Below are 17,885 nucleotides of genomic sequence, written 5' to 3' on the forward strand. Positions count from 1 at the left end.
TAAGGTCGCGTTTGGGCTAAAAGCGATTCACCCAAAGGGAGATGGTGCCCCGTTATTATCTATTCAGGATAGATTCGACGGCATCGACGGAGGCATCGCCCGCGGTGCCGGAATGGCAATCGAAAAGCGTGGGGCAGTTGAAGTCCCATGTAAGCACGTACGCGTCGTGCGGATCGAGATTGCTGATGTGGCTGAGGGCAGTGGTTGCAAACCGTTCCACAGCTGCTGCGGGGCGTCCGTCTTGCTGTGTGCGCAGGGCCCATCCGGCATGCTCGATCATGAGTGCGACCGAAAGCGCATTGCCTACAGTACGCGTAAACCGCCCGGCCCCGGCTTCCAGGATTTCGCCGCCTTCGTCGCGTGCGGACTTGATCCATTCATTGGCATCGCGGAAGGCAAGCACGGCAGCCTTCATTGCAGGGAGCAGCGTTTCGACGGAGGTACCATGTAGCGTGGCCTTGAAGTCGTCTCGTAACCGTCCAAACTGCTGGTGGTGCTCGATGACATGCAGCAGGTGCAGAGCCAGGTCGTGTGGCGTGCCATTCGACGCAGCCGACGCGCGAAGCCGATCCAGCACCTCGGGCAGGCGCGTGCGTGAGCGCAGCGCCGGGCGGCCCCATACGTGCAAGGCGCGCGTGGCCGTCTCGCTGGCTTGCTGTAGCGTATGATGTTTGGCGAGTGGAGCCAGCAAGCGCACCAGGGCCTCGGTGTCGGCATCGTCTTCGGCTTCCATCTTTCCGAGAGCGCGCACGCATCGATACGTTAGGTTGAAGGCCGATTCGTAGCGGGCCTGCATATCCGCAAGCGTTTCCTGGATCAGCGCATTGTACGCCATTTCCTGTTCCTGCAGATGCCATGTTTCGGCGGCTCCCCGCGCCAGGGCCAGCGTGCGCCGCATCTGGCTCACTGTGAGCACCGCATCCCATATGTACTGCAGGAACGGAGCCGGTCCACGGCGCCCTACATCGGCAGTGAGGTGTTCAACGTGCACGCCATTGAGACGGAGCGTAGCCGTGGGAGCATTGGGGAAGGCGGCTGAGGGCACTGGTGCGTCGATGTGGAGGCCGGCGGTATCGGCGGGGGCCTCCAGCAGAAAGAGGTGGCGTGTGTCGTCGGCATCGCGGGCTACGACGAGAGCGGCATCAGGATAGGTGGCGCTGTGGGTGCACACGCGCCCGTGCAACTGCCACGTCGTATCATCAGCGGGCTCGGCTCGTAGTTCGGCATCAGGAGATGAGAGCATGTGGCTGGTGCCCCAGAGGTCGCAGAGCCATGCAGAGTCAGGGTCGGTACTGGTCAGGCGTGGGATGAGGCGCTCCAGATGGTCGGCGGTCCCAGTGCGCATGAGGGCATGCACAGCCACATCGGTCGTTGCTATAAGCGGGGCCAGTCCGGGGGCCTCTGGTGCTGCTATATGCATCAGGGCCATCTGCACCAGGCGGCTGTGAACACCGTGGGGCTGGGCCTGCGCCATCTTTAGCAGTCCGTGCTGCACGAGCGAACGCCGGGCGCGATGCCACGAATTGGGCACGGTGGTGTGCGGTGCAGGGGCTCCCCAGACATCTTCAACGTGCACGCTTCCGCTTTCATCGGGGATTTCTGCCTCGTAACGGCGCTGTTGGCGAGCGCCCTCCTCGTGGAGCTGCTCATGTACCGGCTCAAAAATCGATTCGGGGAGGTGATGCGCCAACGCATTGCGGAGCATGCGGTCGGCCGCCAGTTGATTGTCGAGTGCTGGCGCAGTGAGCGTGGTGCGATCCATAACACAATATAAAGCAAATTAGAGAGGAGGCGATGCGAAGTCCGGTCGTAGAACCTGTGTCGACTTCTTGCTTTGGACGCCGCGTTGACGTGATCTGTACGTGAGCGCCCAGGTTGTTTCGCTACACGATGCGATCGGCGTCGGGCTCAATGACGGGCCCACTGTATCCAAACAGCCGCTGCACCCACCGTGTGACGCGGGCCGACTGCTTCTGGGCGTACCACTGGTCGGCCACGCGACGTACTGCCAGCCCGTACGACGGATAGGGATGAATGGTATCGGAAAGGGCCCGAAGCGTTACGCCGTTGCGCATAGCCAGCGCAAGCTCGCTGATGAGCTCGCCTGCACGAGCTCCCAGAATGCTGGCTCCTAAGATTTTACCGTTCCAGGCGGTGGCGTATACGCGGATTTCGCCCAGCGTGTCGCCATCGGTGATGGCCCGGTCTACCTTGGAATAGGGGAAGCGATAGGTGGCGAACGAGGTGCCGTTGGCCTCCAGCTCGGCCTCGGTAGCGCCTACATGCGCCAGTTCGGGATCGGTGTAGGTGACCCAGGGGACATGCGCGGTGTCGAAGCTCATGGGCACTTTGAGCAGCGCTTTGGTCATGGCGGTTTTGGCCATGTGCTCGCTCATATGCGTAAACTGGTAGCGCCCCGTCACGTCGCCCACGGCCATGATGTGGCATTGGTTGGTGCGCCCCGAATCGTCGACGGGAATGCCGTTGCGGGCATACTCAACGCCTGCCGCCTCCAGGTTCAATCCCTCCACATTGGGCACACGCCCGGTGGCGAGGAGGACGTCATCGGCAGCGATGGTGTGCTCCGCATCGTCCTGCACGGCATGGATGCGAATGCTTCCGTTGTCCGAAGACGCTACGCGCTCCACGCGGGCCTCCAATACGAAGCGCACGCCCTCGTCTTCCAGCCGGGAGCGTAGCATGCGGGTGAGGTCGGGGTGGTCGTTTTGCAGGATGCGGTCGCCCATCTCGACGACCGTCACTGCAGAGCCGAGCCGCGTAAACGCCTGCGCCATCTCGATGCCGATGGGGCCCGCTCCAATGATGGCGAGGCGAGCGGGCTGCTCGTCGAGTTCGAACAGCGAGTGGTTAGTCAGATATGGCACGTCGTCCAGCCCTTCAATAGGCGGCGTGACGGCGCGGGCGCCGGTGGCAATGACAATGCGGTCGCCGCGCACATGGCGCGTGCCGTCCTCCGTATCGATAGCTACCGTGTGGTCATCCACAAAATGGGCCGTGCCGTGGGCCACCTCGATCCCCATCTCCTCGAAGATCTCTGGGGCGTCGGCTTCTTCGTACACGTCTTGGCGCAGCGTGCGAACACGCTCCATCACCGCGGCAAAATCGACGGAGGCGTTGGGCGCGTCCACGCCGTATGCGTCGGCGTGCTGTACGGTGTGAGCGACCTTGGCACTCTTGAGCAGCGCCTTGCTGGGGATGCACCCGTACCAGGTGCAGTCGCCCCCGAGCTTGGACTTCTCAATCATTAACGTATCGGCACCGATGTTCGTAGCCACGCCCGCTGCCGTGAGCCCGCCTGCGCCTCCACCAATGACGATTACGTCGAACTGGTTGTCTTCATCAACCGGGGGCGCTGAAATTGAGACTTGCTTGCGCATGCTTTGCACGGATGCAAATATGCCATACGCAAGCAGCAGGGCGACTGCGGCGTAGACCCAGAGCGGAAGGTTTTCGCCCACCCAGAACAGATACAGGTAGGCAGATAGGGCAAAAAACGATGCCGAGAGCATTGGAGGCCCCGCCGAGCGACCGCTCCGCAGGTTACGCACCAGCCACGCCACCGATGCCGAAAAGAACGGGATAGCTCCTACGTAAATACTGCCGAAAATAATCGGATCGACGCCATATTCAGCGCCGAGTCCCATAAACCAGTTGACGACGGACGCCCAAAGCTCTGCCATTGCATTGTTGCTGTTGGATGAACAGGTGCACAGCGTGCCTCCTGTGCATGACGACGGACTGCTTGATGGGTGCCATCCGTCATGCTGTTGTTACAGCGCGGACCTGCAGCGCGTAATAACGAGCCTGGCGCGACATGGTAGATATGCGGTTACGCGGTGTGAGCGGCTCGCCTTGCAGAGACGGGTCTACGCGAGGAAGCCTTGGACGGAGCCACCTGCAGCGAGGAACGATGCGGCGTAGAATCGTCGGTTGTTGACGACGTGGTGAGTGCACTGGCGCACTTCGAAGCGCGCGCGGCCAGCCGCACCTTGCGCAGCGTGGTGATGCCGCAATACGCAATGCATCCTCCTACGACCAGGTAGGTCCACATCGGCAGGTTTTCGCCGACCCAGAAGGGATAGATGTAGGCCGCCACCATGAAAAAGCATGTAGAGGAGGCGGGTAGCGTAATTGATCGACCGCAGCGGGCGTTGCGCACGATCCATGCGACTGATCCCCAAAAGAAAGGGATCGTAGCTACGTAAATGCTGCCGAAGATTATGGGATCAACGCCGTACGTATGGCCCAGACCCATGAACCAGTCGGATACCAGCATCCAGAAGTCAACCATGCAGGAGGGGGCTGCTTGTGCGCCCGGTCCGCAACGTGGCGGCTGCGGCGTGGGGAAGGACGGTGGCAAGCATGACCCGGTTGGGAGCAGAACATGTTCGTGGAAATAACATCAGAAGGGTCATATCGTGTTCCAGTATGTGGGGATATGTGTGCATGAGTCGCCTGTCTTTTGCAATCAAATCCATCTTCTCGTCATAGATTTGTGGACTCTTCATGCAAGCTGCTGCAAAATGAATGCTTGCAAGCCATCAAAACTGTGTGTGTGGCCTCCGCGTTACACATGGCAATGGACGCATACATTCCCAATGTTGCGATCAACACGATACGGCTCCACTGCTTTTTTCACCAATGTCGTTTTTACCATGACTGTGCAGCTTGAACGCATCAACAATGCCATTCAATTTGAAGGGACCAACGACTCTGGCGACCGCCTCACCATTGCCTCGAAAGCCGACCAAGACGGCGTTAGCCCGATGGAGATGACTGCGATGGCTGTGGGCGGATGTAGCAGCATTGACATCCTCATGATTCTGGAGAAGCAGCGCCAGCCGGTCGACTCGTTTGCGGTACAGGTGGATGCCGAACGCGCTGAGGATCACCCGCGCGTATTTACCGATATCCACGTGCACTACACCCTCACGGGCGACGCCGACCCTGCCAAGGTGCGCCGCGCTATTGACCTGAGCCTGGATACTTACTGCTCGGTCTCGAACATGGTAGACCAAACGGCTACCATCACATATGCGTTCACCTTGAACGAAGACACGTACGAAGGCGCACTGGAGATGTCATAGCCGGCATTGTGTACGAGCAGCCTGCGGGTTAGCAGGCTGTTGGCACGGGGCCTGCCTTGGCGCTGCCCAATCTGATTCCGCTCGCTTGCTACATCTGTCACCACCCCATGTCTACGCGCTCTACGTCGCTGGATGCCTCCACACGCATCGTGCTCCTTCTGGGTGATCCGGTTGAGCACTCGCTGTCGCCGTGCATTCACAACACCGCCTTCGCCACGCACAACATCAACGCCGTGTATGCAGCCACACAGGTCAAACGGGACGACTTGGCTGATGCCGTTCGGGGAATGCGTGCGTTGCGTCTTCTGGGGGCAAACGTGACCATTCCGCACAAAGAGCGCATCGTGCCGTTGCTTGACAGCGTGAGTTCACAGGCGGAAGCGCTTGGAGCGGTCAACACGGTGGTTGCGCGCTCGAACAACGGCACCCGTACCTTGCATGGCGACAACACCGATGTTGAAGGCTTTCTGGCTCCGCTGCGCAGCCGGTCGGACCTGCATGGTCAGCCCATGACCATACTGGGCGCGGGGGGCGCGGCCCGTGCAGCAGCATATGCGCTGGGCACCTCCTACGCCCCGGCGCCCCTGACGGTAGCGGCACGGCGTCCGAAGCAGGCACAGGCGCTTGTGGATGCGCTAACTCCGCACGTAGATCCCGAGGCCACCCTCACCGCCTGTGTCCTCGACGATGCCACCGCTGCTGTGCGGAGTAGCCGCCTTGTCGTAAACGCAACGCCTGTGGGCATGGCCCCCAACACCGACGCTACGCCCTGGCCCAATACGGAGTGCTTTGCGCCCGGCCAGCTCATCTACGATCTGGTCTACACGCCGCGTCCCACCCGGCTGTTGCGTGAGGCTGCATCCCGTGGGGCCGACACGCAAGATGGCCTCGCCATGCTTATTGGACAGGCCGCTTCCTCCTACGAAATGTGGACGGATCGCCCCATGCCCACCTCCGTTGTACGGGAAGAAGTCGCCTCTCGACTGGCAATTGCGTCGTAGCGGTTGATCGCCGTCCTCTCATCTGCCCGTATTCTTCCATGTCGTATCGCGCTCCGGTACTGCGTCTCCGTATGAACCAGCATGAGGGACTTGTGGCTGGGTTTTCGACCCGCCATGGTGGGGTGAGTACCCCGCCCTACGCCTCGCTAAACGTGGGTACGCAGGTGGGAGATGCCCCTGAGCGCGTGGCCGAAAACCGGTATCGCATGTGCGAGGCCCTCGGCATTGCCTCCAACCGTCTGGCTACGGCCGGACAGGTGCACGGCAACACCGTCGTCGCTGTAGATACGCCCGATCACACGCCCCACTGCGATGCCCTCGTTACCACAACGCCCGATCTCTACCTGGCGGTCGTGACAGCCGACTGCGCGGCGGTGCTGCTGGCTGATATTGACGCCGGGGTGGTGGGGGCGTGTCATGCAGGCTGGCGCGGCACCGTGGCGCAAGTAGTGCCCCACACAATTCGTGTGATGCAAAAGCATGGAGCCGAGCCCGCTTGTATCCGCGCGTACATCAGCCCATGCATTGGCGTGGAGGCGTTCGAGGTGGGCTCCGAAGTGGCCGCGCAGTTCGACGATGCGGTGGTGGATACGTCGCTTGGCGAGCGCCCACATGTTGATCTCAAGCAGGCCCTGTATCGCCAGTTGCAGGAGCAAGGCGTGCCCGGCGATCAGGTCGATATTGCGCCGCAGTGCACGGCCACCTCGCGCGACTTCTACTCCTATCGGGCCGATGGCTCGCCCACCGGACGCATGATGGGCGTTGTCGGTCTCCGCAATGCGCCCTCCACGTCTTCCTAATTGCTAACCCCAATTGCCAACGTCCCCCCCATGGCGATTCTCACGTCGACCTACCGCCCCCCTGCTGGACTTGCCGGCGGACATCTGCAAACGGTGATGCCGAGTCTGCTGCGGTCGGTAGACGCCCCGTACACCCGCTCTGAGCACATCGACACCCCCGATGGCGACGTCCTGGAGGCGGCGTGGGCACCAGCTGTGAAGACACCTGCGCGGGGCGCCGCAATCCTGACGCACGGCCTGGAGGGCGACATCCATCGTGCCTACATGTGTGGCATGGCCCGTGCGCTGCGCCACGACGGGTGGGATGTGCTGGCATGGAATCTGCGGGGCTGCGGCTCCGAGCCCAACCGGACCGTGCCCACCTATCACAGCGGAAAGACGGAGGATCTGGCCACAGTGGTTGCACATGTGCAGTCGAAAGGCTACGACACCATTGCACTCGTAGGGTTTAGCCTGGGCGGCAACCTCACGCTCAAGTATTTGGGCGAACGCGGCGTAACGGTGCCGGCAGCCGTTCAAGGAGGCGTGGCGTTTTCAACACCGGTTGACCTGGGGCCTTCCGCGCATCGCATTGACACGTGGACGAACGCGCACTATGCGTTCTACTTTCTGCGCAAGCTGCGCCAGACCATCCGCCGGAAAGCGGTGCAGCACCCCAACGCGATTTCAACGGCCCCGCTTGGCGAGATCCGCTCGTTGGTGGCCTTCGACGATGCCTACACCGCCCCGCTCAACGGATTCGGCGACGCAGCCACGTACTACCGCAAAGCCAGTAGCAAGCCGTTCTTGCCACGCATCGAGCGGCCTACGCTGCTTGTTAATGCCGCCAACGATCCCTTTTTGCCTGCATCGAGCTATCCGTTTGTAGAGGCGCAAGACCACCCGCACTTTCACCTTGAAGTGCCCGACAGCGGGGGGCACGTTGGCTTTATGGCCTGTTCTGACTCCGGTCTGTACTGGTCCGAAATGCGCGCTGCCGCCTTCTTGCGCAGTCTGGCATAGCCTTCACCCCGCCCACGGCGCAAACGTATCCACCTCTTCGGGCGTGCGCAGGTGGCGAGCGGCTTCGGAGACGGCGCGCTGCATGGCGGGATGCGTGGGGGCGAGTCCGTCGTACAGGTAGCCGTCTTGAAACGCGCCGGTGGTGCGCGCCAGGATTTCGCATCCCATGTGCAGCGCAGCGGTGCGGCGCACCTCGGAACCGCAGAACGAATCGACCGCTTCGGGGCGTTCCCCCCGCACTGCTCCCCGGTATCGAGCCAGGAACTGGCGGAAGCAGGCATGGGCCACGTGCTCGGCGATGTGCGAGGGCGCGCGGTGCGCGAGCATCCAGCAGTGGGCGGCAATATGCCCGAGATCCTGCGCCGGATGCCCGTAGTGCGCCAGCTCCCAGTCGATGAGACGCACCTCCATCGTATCCTCAGACCCTGTATCCACAAGCACCGACCGCGGCCACAGGTCGCCCATGATCATGCAGCGTCCGGGCTGCAGGAAGCGCTCCCCCAATGCCGTCGCGCGTTGCCCCAGCGCCTCGGCATCGGCAACGCCGGCAGCCTCCAGAAAGGCACCGACCTGACTGTACTGCACGGCGTGGCGCGTTTCCTGCATCGCGGGATTCGCCACCGTCTCGGCGAGTGCGTCATCGCCGTAGGTGCGGGCGTGGAGTTGCCCGATGAACGTGCCGAGCCACGCCCCGGCGTCAGCTGCTTTGCTGGTGGGAGGCACACCGTGCAGCCAGGTGCCCAGATCGGGGAGGTCACCCAGATCCTCCATGACCAGAAGCGGGGTTTCCGCATCCCACCCGAGTCGCTTCGGCGGGCGACACGCGGACGTGGCCAACTCGGCAAGCGATGCGCCGGGGGCAAACAGCGCAAGGCAGCGAGCGGACACATGCAGCCGCTCCGGATCGAGCGGTACCTCGGGCGCGCTGGCAATGTGAGGCGGCGCGTACTTGGCAATGACCGACGCAGGCGTGCCGGGCACGCGCCACACCTTGTTCAGCGTGCCGCCTTGCATGCGTACCGGCGCTCCGGTTGCGGTGAATGCGGGATACGCGGCCTCGACGTGCTGAGCAACAGTGTTTTCGGATACCGGGGATTCGGGGACAGAAGCCACAGCGCTTGATGATGAAGTTAGAGGAGAACCGTTGTGCGTTTTGTGGGCGCAGGAGCGCCTGTGTGCACGTCCAACGGGGGACCGTTGGACGCAGGGAGGCTGCGGTCATGTGTCCGTGTCGTCGTTGAATCGAAAGATGCGATTCCCAAATGGCACCGGCTGGCCCTCGTGCAAAAAGCGCCGAACGATCTGCTCCTGCTCGGTGCGCGAGCGGTCAAGCGTGTCGGCGAGGGCAGCCCGGTCTTCGGGCGGATCGCGATCGGGGAGCGAGTACTTGTGCCCGACTACGAGCGCGGCGCACGGAATCTCCAGTTCGTTGGCCAGCACCACCTCGGGCGCCAGGGTCATGGAGTTGACCTGCGCGCCCAGCCGCGGCCACATCCGGTTTTCGGCAGCGGTTTTGCCGCGCGGTCCGCCCACATAGGCAAAGACGACCTCCGCATCAGCAATCGGGGCATCTACGGTGTGCGCGAGCGAACGAAGCTGCGTGTTAAGGGCGGATGCGAAGAGCCCGTCATCGAGCACCAGGTGGCCGTGGTCGGCAGTGGGTTCCTCGAACATGGTGCAGGTGGAGCCGTCGGGGAGGCGGTTGTCGGGCATAATCAGATCGCGCACGAGCAGCGGCGTGTACAGCGGCACGTTGGCATCCAAGACGCCCACGGAGCTCGTCACGAGAAGCGCGCCGCAGTCCACCTCGCGCAGCGCCGCAGCTTGCGCCCGGTAGTTGATCTGGTTGGGCAGAAGCCGGTGCGGTACGTCGTGCCGAAACAGCACGTAGGCAGGCCGCTCGGCATCTGTCACCCGATGCAGGGGCTGCATGCCCCACGGCGTATCCACCTCAACGCGGGTCAGGTCGAGCGATCCGGTGAGGGTGTGGAAGGCGCTTCCTAAAATGGCGGCTACGGCGGACATAAGGGCGTTGGGGGGATGCAGAGGAATGGGCGGATGGGCAGAGCGTATCGCATCCACTAAAACGCGTACCGCAGACCGAACTGGAATTGGCGCGGCGGTCCAGCGTTGCGCTGTACAAACCGGCGCGAGCTTGACGGGCCGGTCTGGATCTGGTTGCTCTGCGTGGCATTGTTGGCAAAGCCGCTCAGGTTCTCGGCATTCAGCACATTGAAGATGTCGGCGCGCGCAATGAGACGTCCGTCGGCAAGGGGCAGGGCGTACTGCACGCTGACGTCGAAGGTGGTCGACCACGGCAGGCGGTCGCTGTTGCGCGACTCGCCCGGATAGCGGTCGCTGTTGCCCAGGTACGCATTCGAAAACGCCCGTCCATCGCCGTTTAGGTCAGTGGTGCCAAAGACCTCGGCGCTCGGCACGCGGTTGATGGGCTGCCCGCTCTGCAAGAGACTCGCCAGCGTAAGGCGCAGTCGATCCGCCGGAAAGTACGACAGCACGCTGCTAATGACGTGCGTGCGGTCGTTCACGGAAGGGCCCCACTCATCCTCGAAGTCGTTCGCATCCTCAGCCCGAAAGTTGATGTCGTCGGTGTTGTTGCGTAGCCGCGAGAGGGTGTACGAGAGCCGGTATGCAAAATCGTCTTGGCCGCGCTCCTTCACCAGGTTCACGTTCGCCGCCCAGTAACGCGCCTCGCCAGCGGTTTCGGTCATCACAATCTGGCGGGCCACGCCCTCCTTAAACTGCGGATTGCCGTCGGCGTCGGTGCGAATATTCCCCGCCGCATCCCGCTCGAAAATGTCGGTCGGGCGCGTCTGGTCGGCCTCGAATTGCGTGCGCACCAGGTCCGACGGGTCGCGGTTTGGGTCGGATTGCGCAGCTTCAACCTCCTCCGGATCAATCGAGAACGGATCCGGCGCATTTAGGTCGCGCAGCCGAAACTGGTTCAGCGAGCGCGTGTGAATCAGGTCTACGTAGAGCAGCGTGTTCGCGTCCACCTCGCGCTGCACGCCCACCGAAAACTGATGCGTGAGCGGGTTGTCGTATCCGTTTGGATTCAGGATGCGCAGCTCGTTGCTAAAAATGGATGCGCGTTCGTCGGCCAACTCGTCGGGCGTGGGTCCGTCCAGAAACGGCACAGCACCGGGGTTCGGCGCGTTGGCCGTCAGATTACCGCGATTCGTAACGCGGTTGATGTTGGTATCTTCGGGTAAGCGGCCCTGGTCGATCAGCGATTGCAGTTGGCTGCGAAAGCCGGGGGCGGTGGAGCTAAACTGAAGTGCATCGCTGTAGACGGAGTACACGATCTTGTCGTAGAACATGCCGTATCCGCCTCGGAGCGCGGTGCGCGCGCCCAGCGAATAGTTCAGACTCAGGCGCGGCGCGATGTTCGTGAAGTCGCCCGCATCCGCGCCGCCTTTCGAGAGGCTGTCGTAATCCCAGCGCAGCCCGGCGGTTACGTTCAGATCCGACAGCGGCGAAAACTGGTCTTCGAGGTAGGCGCCAATGAGCACCTGATCGGTACCGAACGTGGCGGGCCGCGTCTCTACGCCGTAGTTAAGCACCTCGACTGCACCGGGAAGCTCGCTTAGCGCCTCGGGCTGCAGGGTTTGACCCGGCTGCCGGTTGCGGAGGGCCTGGACCTGTGCATCCGACAGACGCACGGTGTAGTTGCCATTCGGATTGCCGCCGCCCGCGAGCGAGAAGTCCGCCCGCAGCACATCGACGCCTGCAAGCAGCTCATGCCCCGATCCGCTGTAGCGCACCTTCTGCTGAAGCTGCACGGTGCGCTCGGTCTCGTCGAAGCGGAAGCCAGGATGCCCCAAGATGCCCAGCGTGGTGCTGCCGTCGGGTGCGAGCATGGTGACCTGCGGTGCATCCGGATTTTCGGGCTGCGCGAAGTCCCAGTTGAATCCGCTATACTGCAGGTTAGATTCGTAGAGCCACCGATTGCCCGTGTAGGTGTTGGCGAGCGCCACGTGCCAGCCGTCGCGGACCTGCGTGTCGGCGGCGGAGGCAAAGCGCACCCCGCCCGTTAGCCCGCCGCCCTGCCGGTCGATGCGCACGCGCTGCCCGTTGGCTCGCAGCGTAGAGCGCCACCGCTCCGACCACCGATGGTCGACCCGCGCCGAGAGATACGACAGGTGGTTCTGCCCATCGACCGCCTCGTTGATGTTGAGCGACGGCACGTTCAGCAGGTTGTCCTTAAAATCGGTGGTATGCTCGGCGTTGACGAAGAAGAAGGTCTGGTCGCGCACGATCGGTCCGCCGAGCGAAAACCCGCCCTGCTGCCGCGAGAAGCCGTTCTTAACGGCATTGCCCGACAGGTCGCGCTGCGCAAAGGGCGAACTGGCATCCAGGGGCGGGCCCGGACGCGTCAGGTAGAAGGCTTCGCCCGTGTAGTCGTTGCCGCCGGACTTCGTCGTCACGTTGAAGATGCCGTTGCCGGTGCGCCCGAACTCGGCGGAGTAGGTGCTCGACAGCACCGTGATGTCCTTGATCATGCCTGTGGGCAGCTCAAACTTAGGCCCGCCCAGGAAATTCTCGTTGTTATCCATGCCGTCGATCAGGTAATTGGCATAGAGTCCGTTGGCCCCGTTGATGCTCACGACGGGCGCCTCCGTAAAAAAGCCGGTGGCAGGCGTTACGTTGGGCAGGCGCTTGAGCACCTGCGTGAAGTTGCGCCCCTCCACGGGCGTGTTCTCGATGGTTTCGGGCGCAAGCGACGACGACACCTCGGCGTTTACGCGGTTCACGGAGGCCACGTTGTTCGCGCCCGACACGACGACCTCGTCGAGTTCGTATTCGGCGACCGGCACCATTAGCAGGGTGATGCTGCGCGTGTGGTCGGCCCGAAGCCGGATGCCAGTGACACCCGCTTCGTAGTAGGTGTCGGTTTCGGGCGCTCGCACGTCGTAGCGACCCGAGGTGGAAAGGCCCGCAAGCCGTGTGCGTCCGTCGTCGTTGGTTGTACGCTCGGAGGTGAATCCGATATCATCGTTCGAGATGCGGACCGTAACGCCCGAGACGGGAGCCCCGGTGTCGGCATGCAGCGCGCGGATTTCGAGTCCGGTTTGCGCGTGGGCGGGAACGCTGTGCATCCCCCAACCACAAAAGAGCAAGGCCACCAGGCAGCCAATTCGAGACAGGGTACGCGGGCAACGAAAAGACGATAGCGTCAATGAAAACATGGGGATACGACGTGGCGTGCAGGATACAAAACGGCAGTGCACCTCCATAGCGGGGAGGCGGAAATACGGTAGAGATGGGCAGCGCAACGGGCTGTGCGTGGGCGGAGGCCGAGGCATCCGCCGGGTTGCGCTACGCGTGTGCGGCAGGTGGACCGCGTACCGACGCCACCGCAGACTGCGGGGCGTGTATCCAGCGAAGAGAGGTGCAAAGTGAAGGCGTGCCCCATCCAAGCACCCGGCGCAGCCGATTGGCAAGTGGGCGGACGGGGAGCGGCGTCTGGCGCAGTAGTGCTACCAGATCGCGCACGGTGTTTACGTCGCGCCGAGACGTGAGGACGGCGACGGTGCCATGGGCATTGCGCAGGTGGTGCTGTAGCGCGGCTCCAAGCTGGGGCGATTGCCACGGCAGGTGGGCAAGCGCTTGCGCGTTGAAGTGGGAGCGGTGCAGTCCAATGAGGTAGGTGCCGCCGCCAGGGGTGGGCCCAATGACCGGCTGCCCGCTGCCAAGACGCGTGTGTACGGCGTTCCAGTTGACCTCGTGCAGGGTGGGGCAGTCGCCACCCACAGCAATGACGCGGTCGTATCCGGCGTCGAAGGCATCGGCAAAGGCGTTGGTGAGGCGCTCGCCAAACGTCTCGCCACGCTGCGCCGCGCCATCGACTTCAATGACCGGGTAGCCGCTTCGGTGTACCGTCTGCACGGTGTGCGTGTGCAGCGTATGCGCTACCTGCGCGCTTGTGGCATAGTCGCCCGGCACAAATTGCTTGTTCGACCACTCCCGTGCGGGGCGGTGGCTAAACAGCAGAATGGCGGTTGAGGACGCAGGCACAGGTGGGGCGGCGGGGGGCAGAAGACAGTGGCAGCCAACAGAATACAAAGGGCCATGCCTTCTGTACACCGCGCAGCGATATCGTTACAGGTGGCCGGGCATGGGGGATGATAACCTACCTCCATCTGGAGTTACCAAACCCCGAGGAGATGGTTCGACTCTCGGCTCCTTCGTCGCCGTCCGCTCACCATGACAGACTTCGTTGGAAAGATGATGCCCTGCGTCCGACGGTCCCCCGTCGGACGTGTGGACAGGGACGCTCCTGCGTCTTTGCGTAGATGAGATCCCACCACCGCAGCATGCAGGAAAACGGATCCGCATTACGCAGTCACAGGCTCCCGCTGCGGCTCGGCATCGGGGAGATCGACGTCGGAGCCCACGTCGAGCGGCGGGGTGAAGCCGCGCAGGCGCAGGGCATTGCCCAGCACGAAGAGGCTCGACAGGCCCATGGCACCCGCAGCGAACATCGGGTTCAGAAGCACGCCAAACACCGGATACAGCGCGCCCGCAGCCACCGGGAGCAGCAGCGTGTTGTAGATGAACGCCCAGAACAGATTCTGCTTGATGTTGCGCAGCGTGGCGGTGCTGAGGGCATAGGCGTTAGCTACGCCCCGCACATCGCCGCTCACAAGAATGATGTCGGCGCTCTCGATGGCGATGTCGGTGCCGGTGCCAATGGCAATGCCGACATCTGCCTGCGCCAGCGCGGGCGCGTCGTTGATGCCGTCGCCCACGAACGCGACCGGTCCGTCTTCCTGCAGCCGTTTGATGGCGTCGACTTTTTCGTCAGGCATAACCTCAGCGATGACGGTGTCGATGCCGAGTTCGCGGGCAATGGCCTGCGCGGTGTGCTCGTTGTCGCCGGTAATCATGGCAACGCGCAGCCCGCGGTCGTGCAGGGCGCGGATGGCTTCGGGGCTGGAATCCTTGATGGTGTCGGCGACGGCCAGTACGGCCACGACGCGGCCATCCACCGCGGCGAAGAGTGGGGTTTTCCCGGCATCGGCCCATGTTGACGCGGTGTCGGCCCACGCATCCAGCGAATACCCCAGCTGCTCCATGTAGCGATCGGCGCCGACCTGCACAGAGCGGCCTTCAACCGTGCCCGATACGCCCATCCCCGGCTCGGCCTCGAAATCCTCGGGATCGGGCAGCGACAGGGTGCGCTCTTTCGCAGCGCGCACAATGGCTTCGGCAATGGGATGCTCGGAGGACTGCTCCAGCGCGGCAACCAGACGCAGCACATCGGATTCGTCGCCGTCGGTAGTGAGGTCGGTTAGCTCGGGCATGCCTTTAGTCAGCGTGCCGGTTTTGTCGAGCGCCACGGTCTGTACCTCGCGGAGCTGCTGCAGGGCTTTGCCTTCGCGGAAGAGCACGCCCATCTGCGCGCCTTTGCCGGAGCCGACCATGATGGAGGTGGGTGTGGCCAGTCCCATCGCGCAGGGGCAGGCGATGATAAGCACCGACACCGCAGCCACAAGCGCCATGGACAGGGCGGGCGCGGGGCCGACGAGCATCCACACGCCAAACGTGACGGCGGCAACAGCCATCACCGCAGGCACAAAGTAGCGCACCACGCGGTCGGCCAGGTCCTGAATGGGTACCTTCGATGCCTGTGCGGCCTCGACCATATCGATGATCTGCGACAGCACGGTGTCCGCGCCCACGCGAGTCGCCTCGAAGCGGAAGCTACCCGTCTTGTTGATCGTGCCGCCGACGACCTCGTCGCCTGCGGACTTCTCGGCGGGCACGGGCTCGCCAGTAATCATGGATTCGTCGATGTAGGAGGCGCCGCGCAGGATGGTGCCGTCGACGGGGATTTTCTCGCCGGGACGCACAACGACCGTGTCGCCGGGCATCACATCTTCCACCGGAATCTCTTCTTCCACGCCATTGCGCACCACACGAGCGGTGCGGGCCTGTAGCTCCAAAAGCTGCTGCATGGCCGCGCTCGTGCGGCCCTTGGCAATGGCCTCCAGATATTTACCAACTAAGATGAGCGTGATGATCACCGCCGCCGCCTCAAAATAGATATGCGCCGTACCCTCGGGCAGCACATTCGGCAGAAACGTAGCCACGACCGAGTAGCCGTACGCGGCTGAGGCACCGAGCATCACGAGCGTGTTCATGTCGGGCGCACCGGCTTTGAGTGCGGGCCAACCTTTCTTGTAGAAACGGAGGCCCGGACCAAACTGCACGATGGAGGCCAGTGCAAAGAACACAATGTGCAGCGCCTGCTCCGACACCAGATCCATGACCCACGCCTCAAACGGCGGAATCCACATGGTGCCCATGTCGAGCAGGAACAGCGGGATGGTGGCCGATGCCGCTATGATCAACTGGCGCTTGAGCGAGGTGCGTTCTTGCTCGCGCATGGTGCGTTCGGCTTCGGCGCGGCTCTCGCCATCAGTCGACTCCACCACCTCGTATCCGGCATCTTCGACCGCCGTGCGTAGGGCAGCAGCATCTACGCTTCCGGGGGGATGCGTAACGGTGGCGCGGCTGGTGGCCAGGTTCACCTCGGCCGCAACGACGCCCTCCACGTCTTCGAGCGCGTCGGCCACGCGACTCACGCAGGTGGCGCACGTCATGCCCTGCACGGTGAGCGTGGAGGTGGTGGTGGGTACCTCGTACCCGGCGGATTCGATCGCCTCGACCAGCTCCGAGGCGTGGACCTCTGCATCCACCTGAATGGATGCACGATTCGTGGCCAGGTTCACCTCGGCAGCACGTACGCCGTCGAGTTCCACAAGAGCATCTTCTACCCGCTGCACGCACGAGGCACAGGTCATACCTTGCACGGGTAGTTCAATCGTGTGCAGGTCAGTTTGCGTAGACATAAGCGGGTACAGGTGGATTCGAGGGGAGCGCGTGCAGGGCAGCAACGTGCTTACCGCGCCTCGACGGATACGAGGTCGAACCCGGCATCGTCGATGGCGCTGAAGAGCGCATCATAGGCCGCATCATCGGCATCAAAATGGATCTGGGCCTCTCCAATAGAGACGGTGCCCACGTCCACGCCATCAAGGTCAGCGAGAGCGTCGGTGACGGCCTGCACGCAGTGGTTGCAGTTCATGCCGTCGATAAGCAGGGTAAGGGGCTGGGTGGCCATAGCTACTGAATCTGTTTGTAGAGCAAGTCCATGATTTCGTCGTAGGTGCGCTCGGCGGCGTCGGTATCGCCCGAGCGCAGCGCATCGGTGACGCACGTCTCCAGATGATTGCGCGTGATGACTTTGCCGGTAGCACGCAGCGACTTCTGCACCGAGCTAATCTGGTTCAGGATGTCGCCGCAGTAGCGGTCGTCCTCAACCATGCGCTGCAGGCCGCGCACCTGACCCTCAATGCGGCGCAGGCGCTGAAGAATGGCCTCACGCTTGTCGTCGTCCATCTGCATAGGCAGGTCCCGAGAGTGGTAAGCGTCATGAGTGCGTAAAGTACCCTACCCCTGTAGGGTATGTTTCCGCTCATGATCTGTTGTTGGGAGACCGAGCGCAACACCCCCCGTAGAGACGTGCCAGTGGCGCGTCTCTACGGGGGATGGATCGTAGCGCCGCCCTACGACCGCTGGCGCTGTCCCCGCGACGCCCCACTCGACTGCTGCTGGCGTGGCTCCGATGCATCCAGCGCCGAAAACTCCGCCTCAGGCGACTCGTCTTCGGCAGCGGCGATCGCCTCAAGGTGCTGGATCCGTTTCTTGAGCGCGTTGCGTTCGGCCTCCGCCTCCTCAAGAGCCGCTTGTACCTCAGTCAGATCTTGGCTGGCACCCGTAGAGGCGCGATGCTTAAGCCACTGCTTAAACCCTGAATAGCCGATGCTAATGGTGAATATGGCGAGTACGGTTGCAAAAAACATGGCGACAGTTGGCTCCATAACTGGATACGATCGAGAAACAGGACAGCATAAACAGGAACGTGCAATCAAATGCATGGGTTGATC

Annotated in this window: 15 protein-coding genes; 4 read left to right on the forward strand and 11 right to left on the reverse strand. The window is 62.8% G+C overall.

Translation table 11 applies throughout. The features are described from left to right. Window positions 1-55: 55 nt before the first annotated feature. From CRI93_RS11740 to CRI93_RS11750, 3 genes are all read right to left on the reverse strand, one after another. On the reverse strand, window positions 56-1,762 hold the full coding sequence (locus tag CRI93_RS11740; protein ID WP_098062832.1) for an acyl-CoA dehydrogenase family protein: 1,707 nt from the start codon (window positions 1,760-1,762) through the stop codon (window positions 56-58). 121 nt (window positions 1,763-1,883) lie between these two features. After that, window positions 1,884-3,701, reverse strand: a complete 1,818-nt coding sequence (locus CRI93_RS11745) for a dihydrolipoyl dehydrogenase family protein (protein WP_245850494.1) — start codon at window positions 3,699-3,701, stop codon at window positions 1,884-1,886. Between the two features lie 149 nt (window positions 3,702-3,850). Continuing rightward, complete coding sequence (locus CRI93_RS11750) at window positions 3,851-4,312, reverse strand: hypothetical protein (RefSeq protein WP_176521842.1); 462 nt, start codon at window positions 4,310-4,312, stop codon at window positions 3,851-3,853. A gap of 364 nt (window positions 4,313-4,676) precedes the next feature. Between CRI93_RS11750 and CRI93_RS11760 the strand changes: the two genes are divergently transcribed. From CRI93_RS11760 to CRI93_RS11775, 4 genes are all read left to right on the forward strand, one after another. After that, a complete protein-coding gene (locus tag CRI93_RS11760; protein ID WP_098062834.1) occupies window positions 4,677-5,108 on the forward strand; it encodes an OsmC family protein in 432 nt (143 codons plus the stop codon). A 107-nt stretch (window positions 5,109-5,215) separates the two neighbouring features. Continuing rightward, complete coding sequence (locus CRI93_RS11765) at window positions 5,216-6,109, forward strand: shikimate dehydrogenase (RefSeq protein WP_098062835.1); 894 nt, start codon at window positions 5,216-5,218, stop codon at window positions 6,107-6,109. 38 nt (window positions 6,110-6,147) lie between these two features. Beyond that, window positions 6,148-6,909: a peptidoglycan editing factor PgeF gene (gene pgeF / locus CRI93_RS11770; protein WP_098062836.1), complete on the forward strand. Its 762-nt coding sequence runs from the start codon at window positions 6,148-6,150 to the stop codon at window positions 6,907-6,909. 30 nt (window positions 6,910-6,939) lie between these two features. After that, the gene (locus CRI93_RS11775) at window positions 6,940-7,911 is read left to right on the forward strand and encodes a YheT family hydrolase (protein ID WP_098062837.1); all 972 of its coding nucleotides are present in this window, start codon (window positions 6,940-6,942) and stop codon (window positions 7,909-7,911) included. A gap of 3 nt (window positions 7,912-7,914) precedes the next feature. Here the strand turns inward: CRI93_RS11775 and CRI93_RS11780 are convergent, their stop codons facing one another. The 8 genes from CRI93_RS11780 to CRI93_RS11815 all read right to left on the reverse strand — a co-directional run bounded on the left by CRI93_RS11780 (window position 7,915) and on the right by CRI93_RS11815 (window position 17,819). Then, window positions 7,915-9,024, reverse strand: a complete 1,110-nt coding sequence (locus CRI93_RS11780; RefSeq protein ID WP_141491689.1) for a phosphotransferase — start codon at window positions 9,022-9,024, stop codon at window positions 7,915-7,917. Between the two features lie 105 nt (window positions 9,025-9,129). Next, entirely contained in the window at window positions 9,130-9,936 is an 807-nt protein-coding gene (locus CRI93_RS11785; protein WP_098062839.1) for a phosphorylase family protein, read from the reverse strand. Between the two features lie 56 nt (window positions 9,937-9,992). Continuing rightward, window positions 9,993-13,028: a TonB-dependent receptor gene (locus tag CRI93_RS11790; RefSeq protein ID WP_245850495.1), complete on the reverse strand. Its 3,036-nt coding sequence runs from the start codon at window positions 13,026-13,028 to the stop codon at window positions 9,993-9,995. Window positions 13,029-13,248: 220 nt separating this feature from the next. Continuing rightward, the gene (locus CRI93_RS11795) at window positions 13,249-13,947 is read right to left on the reverse strand and encodes a TIGR04282 family arsenosugar biosynthesis glycosyltransferase (protein WP_176521843.1); all 699 of its coding nucleotides are present in this window, start codon (window positions 13,945-13,947) and stop codon (window positions 13,249-13,251) included. A 320-nt stretch (window positions 13,948-14,267) separates the two neighbouring features. Continuing rightward, on the reverse strand, window positions 14,268-16,787 hold the full coding sequence (locus CRI93_RS11800; RefSeq protein ID WP_098062842.1) for a heavy metal translocating P-type ATPase: 2,520 nt from the start codon (window positions 16,785-16,787) through the stop codon (window positions 14,268-14,270). A 50-nt stretch (window positions 16,788-16,837) separates the two neighbouring features. Continuing rightward, the gene (locus CRI93_RS11805; protein WP_098062843.1) at window positions 16,838-17,059 is read right to left on the reverse strand and encodes a heavy-metal-associated domain-containing protein; all 222 of its coding nucleotides are present in this window, start codon (window positions 17,057-17,059) and stop codon (window positions 16,838-16,840) included. Between the two features lie 2 nt (window positions 17,060-17,061). Continuing rightward, window positions 17,062-17,337 (reverse strand): metal-sensitive transcriptional regulator, encoded by a 276-nt coding sequence (locus CRI93_RS11810; protein ID WP_245850496.1) that lies wholly within the window; start codon window positions 17,335-17,337, stop codon window positions 17,062-17,064. Between the two features lie 167 nt (window positions 17,338-17,504). Next, window positions 17,505-17,819, reverse strand: a complete 315-nt coding sequence (locus tag CRI93_RS11815; protein WP_098062845.1) for a hypothetical protein — start codon at window positions 17,817-17,819, stop codon at window positions 17,505-17,507. Window positions 17,820-17,885 lie beyond the last annotated feature (66 nt).

It is taken from the genome of Longimonas halophila, assembly GCF_002554705.1.
GTDB lineage: Bacteria > Bacteroidota > Rhodothermia > Rhodothermales > Salinibacteraceae > Longimonas > Longimonas halophila.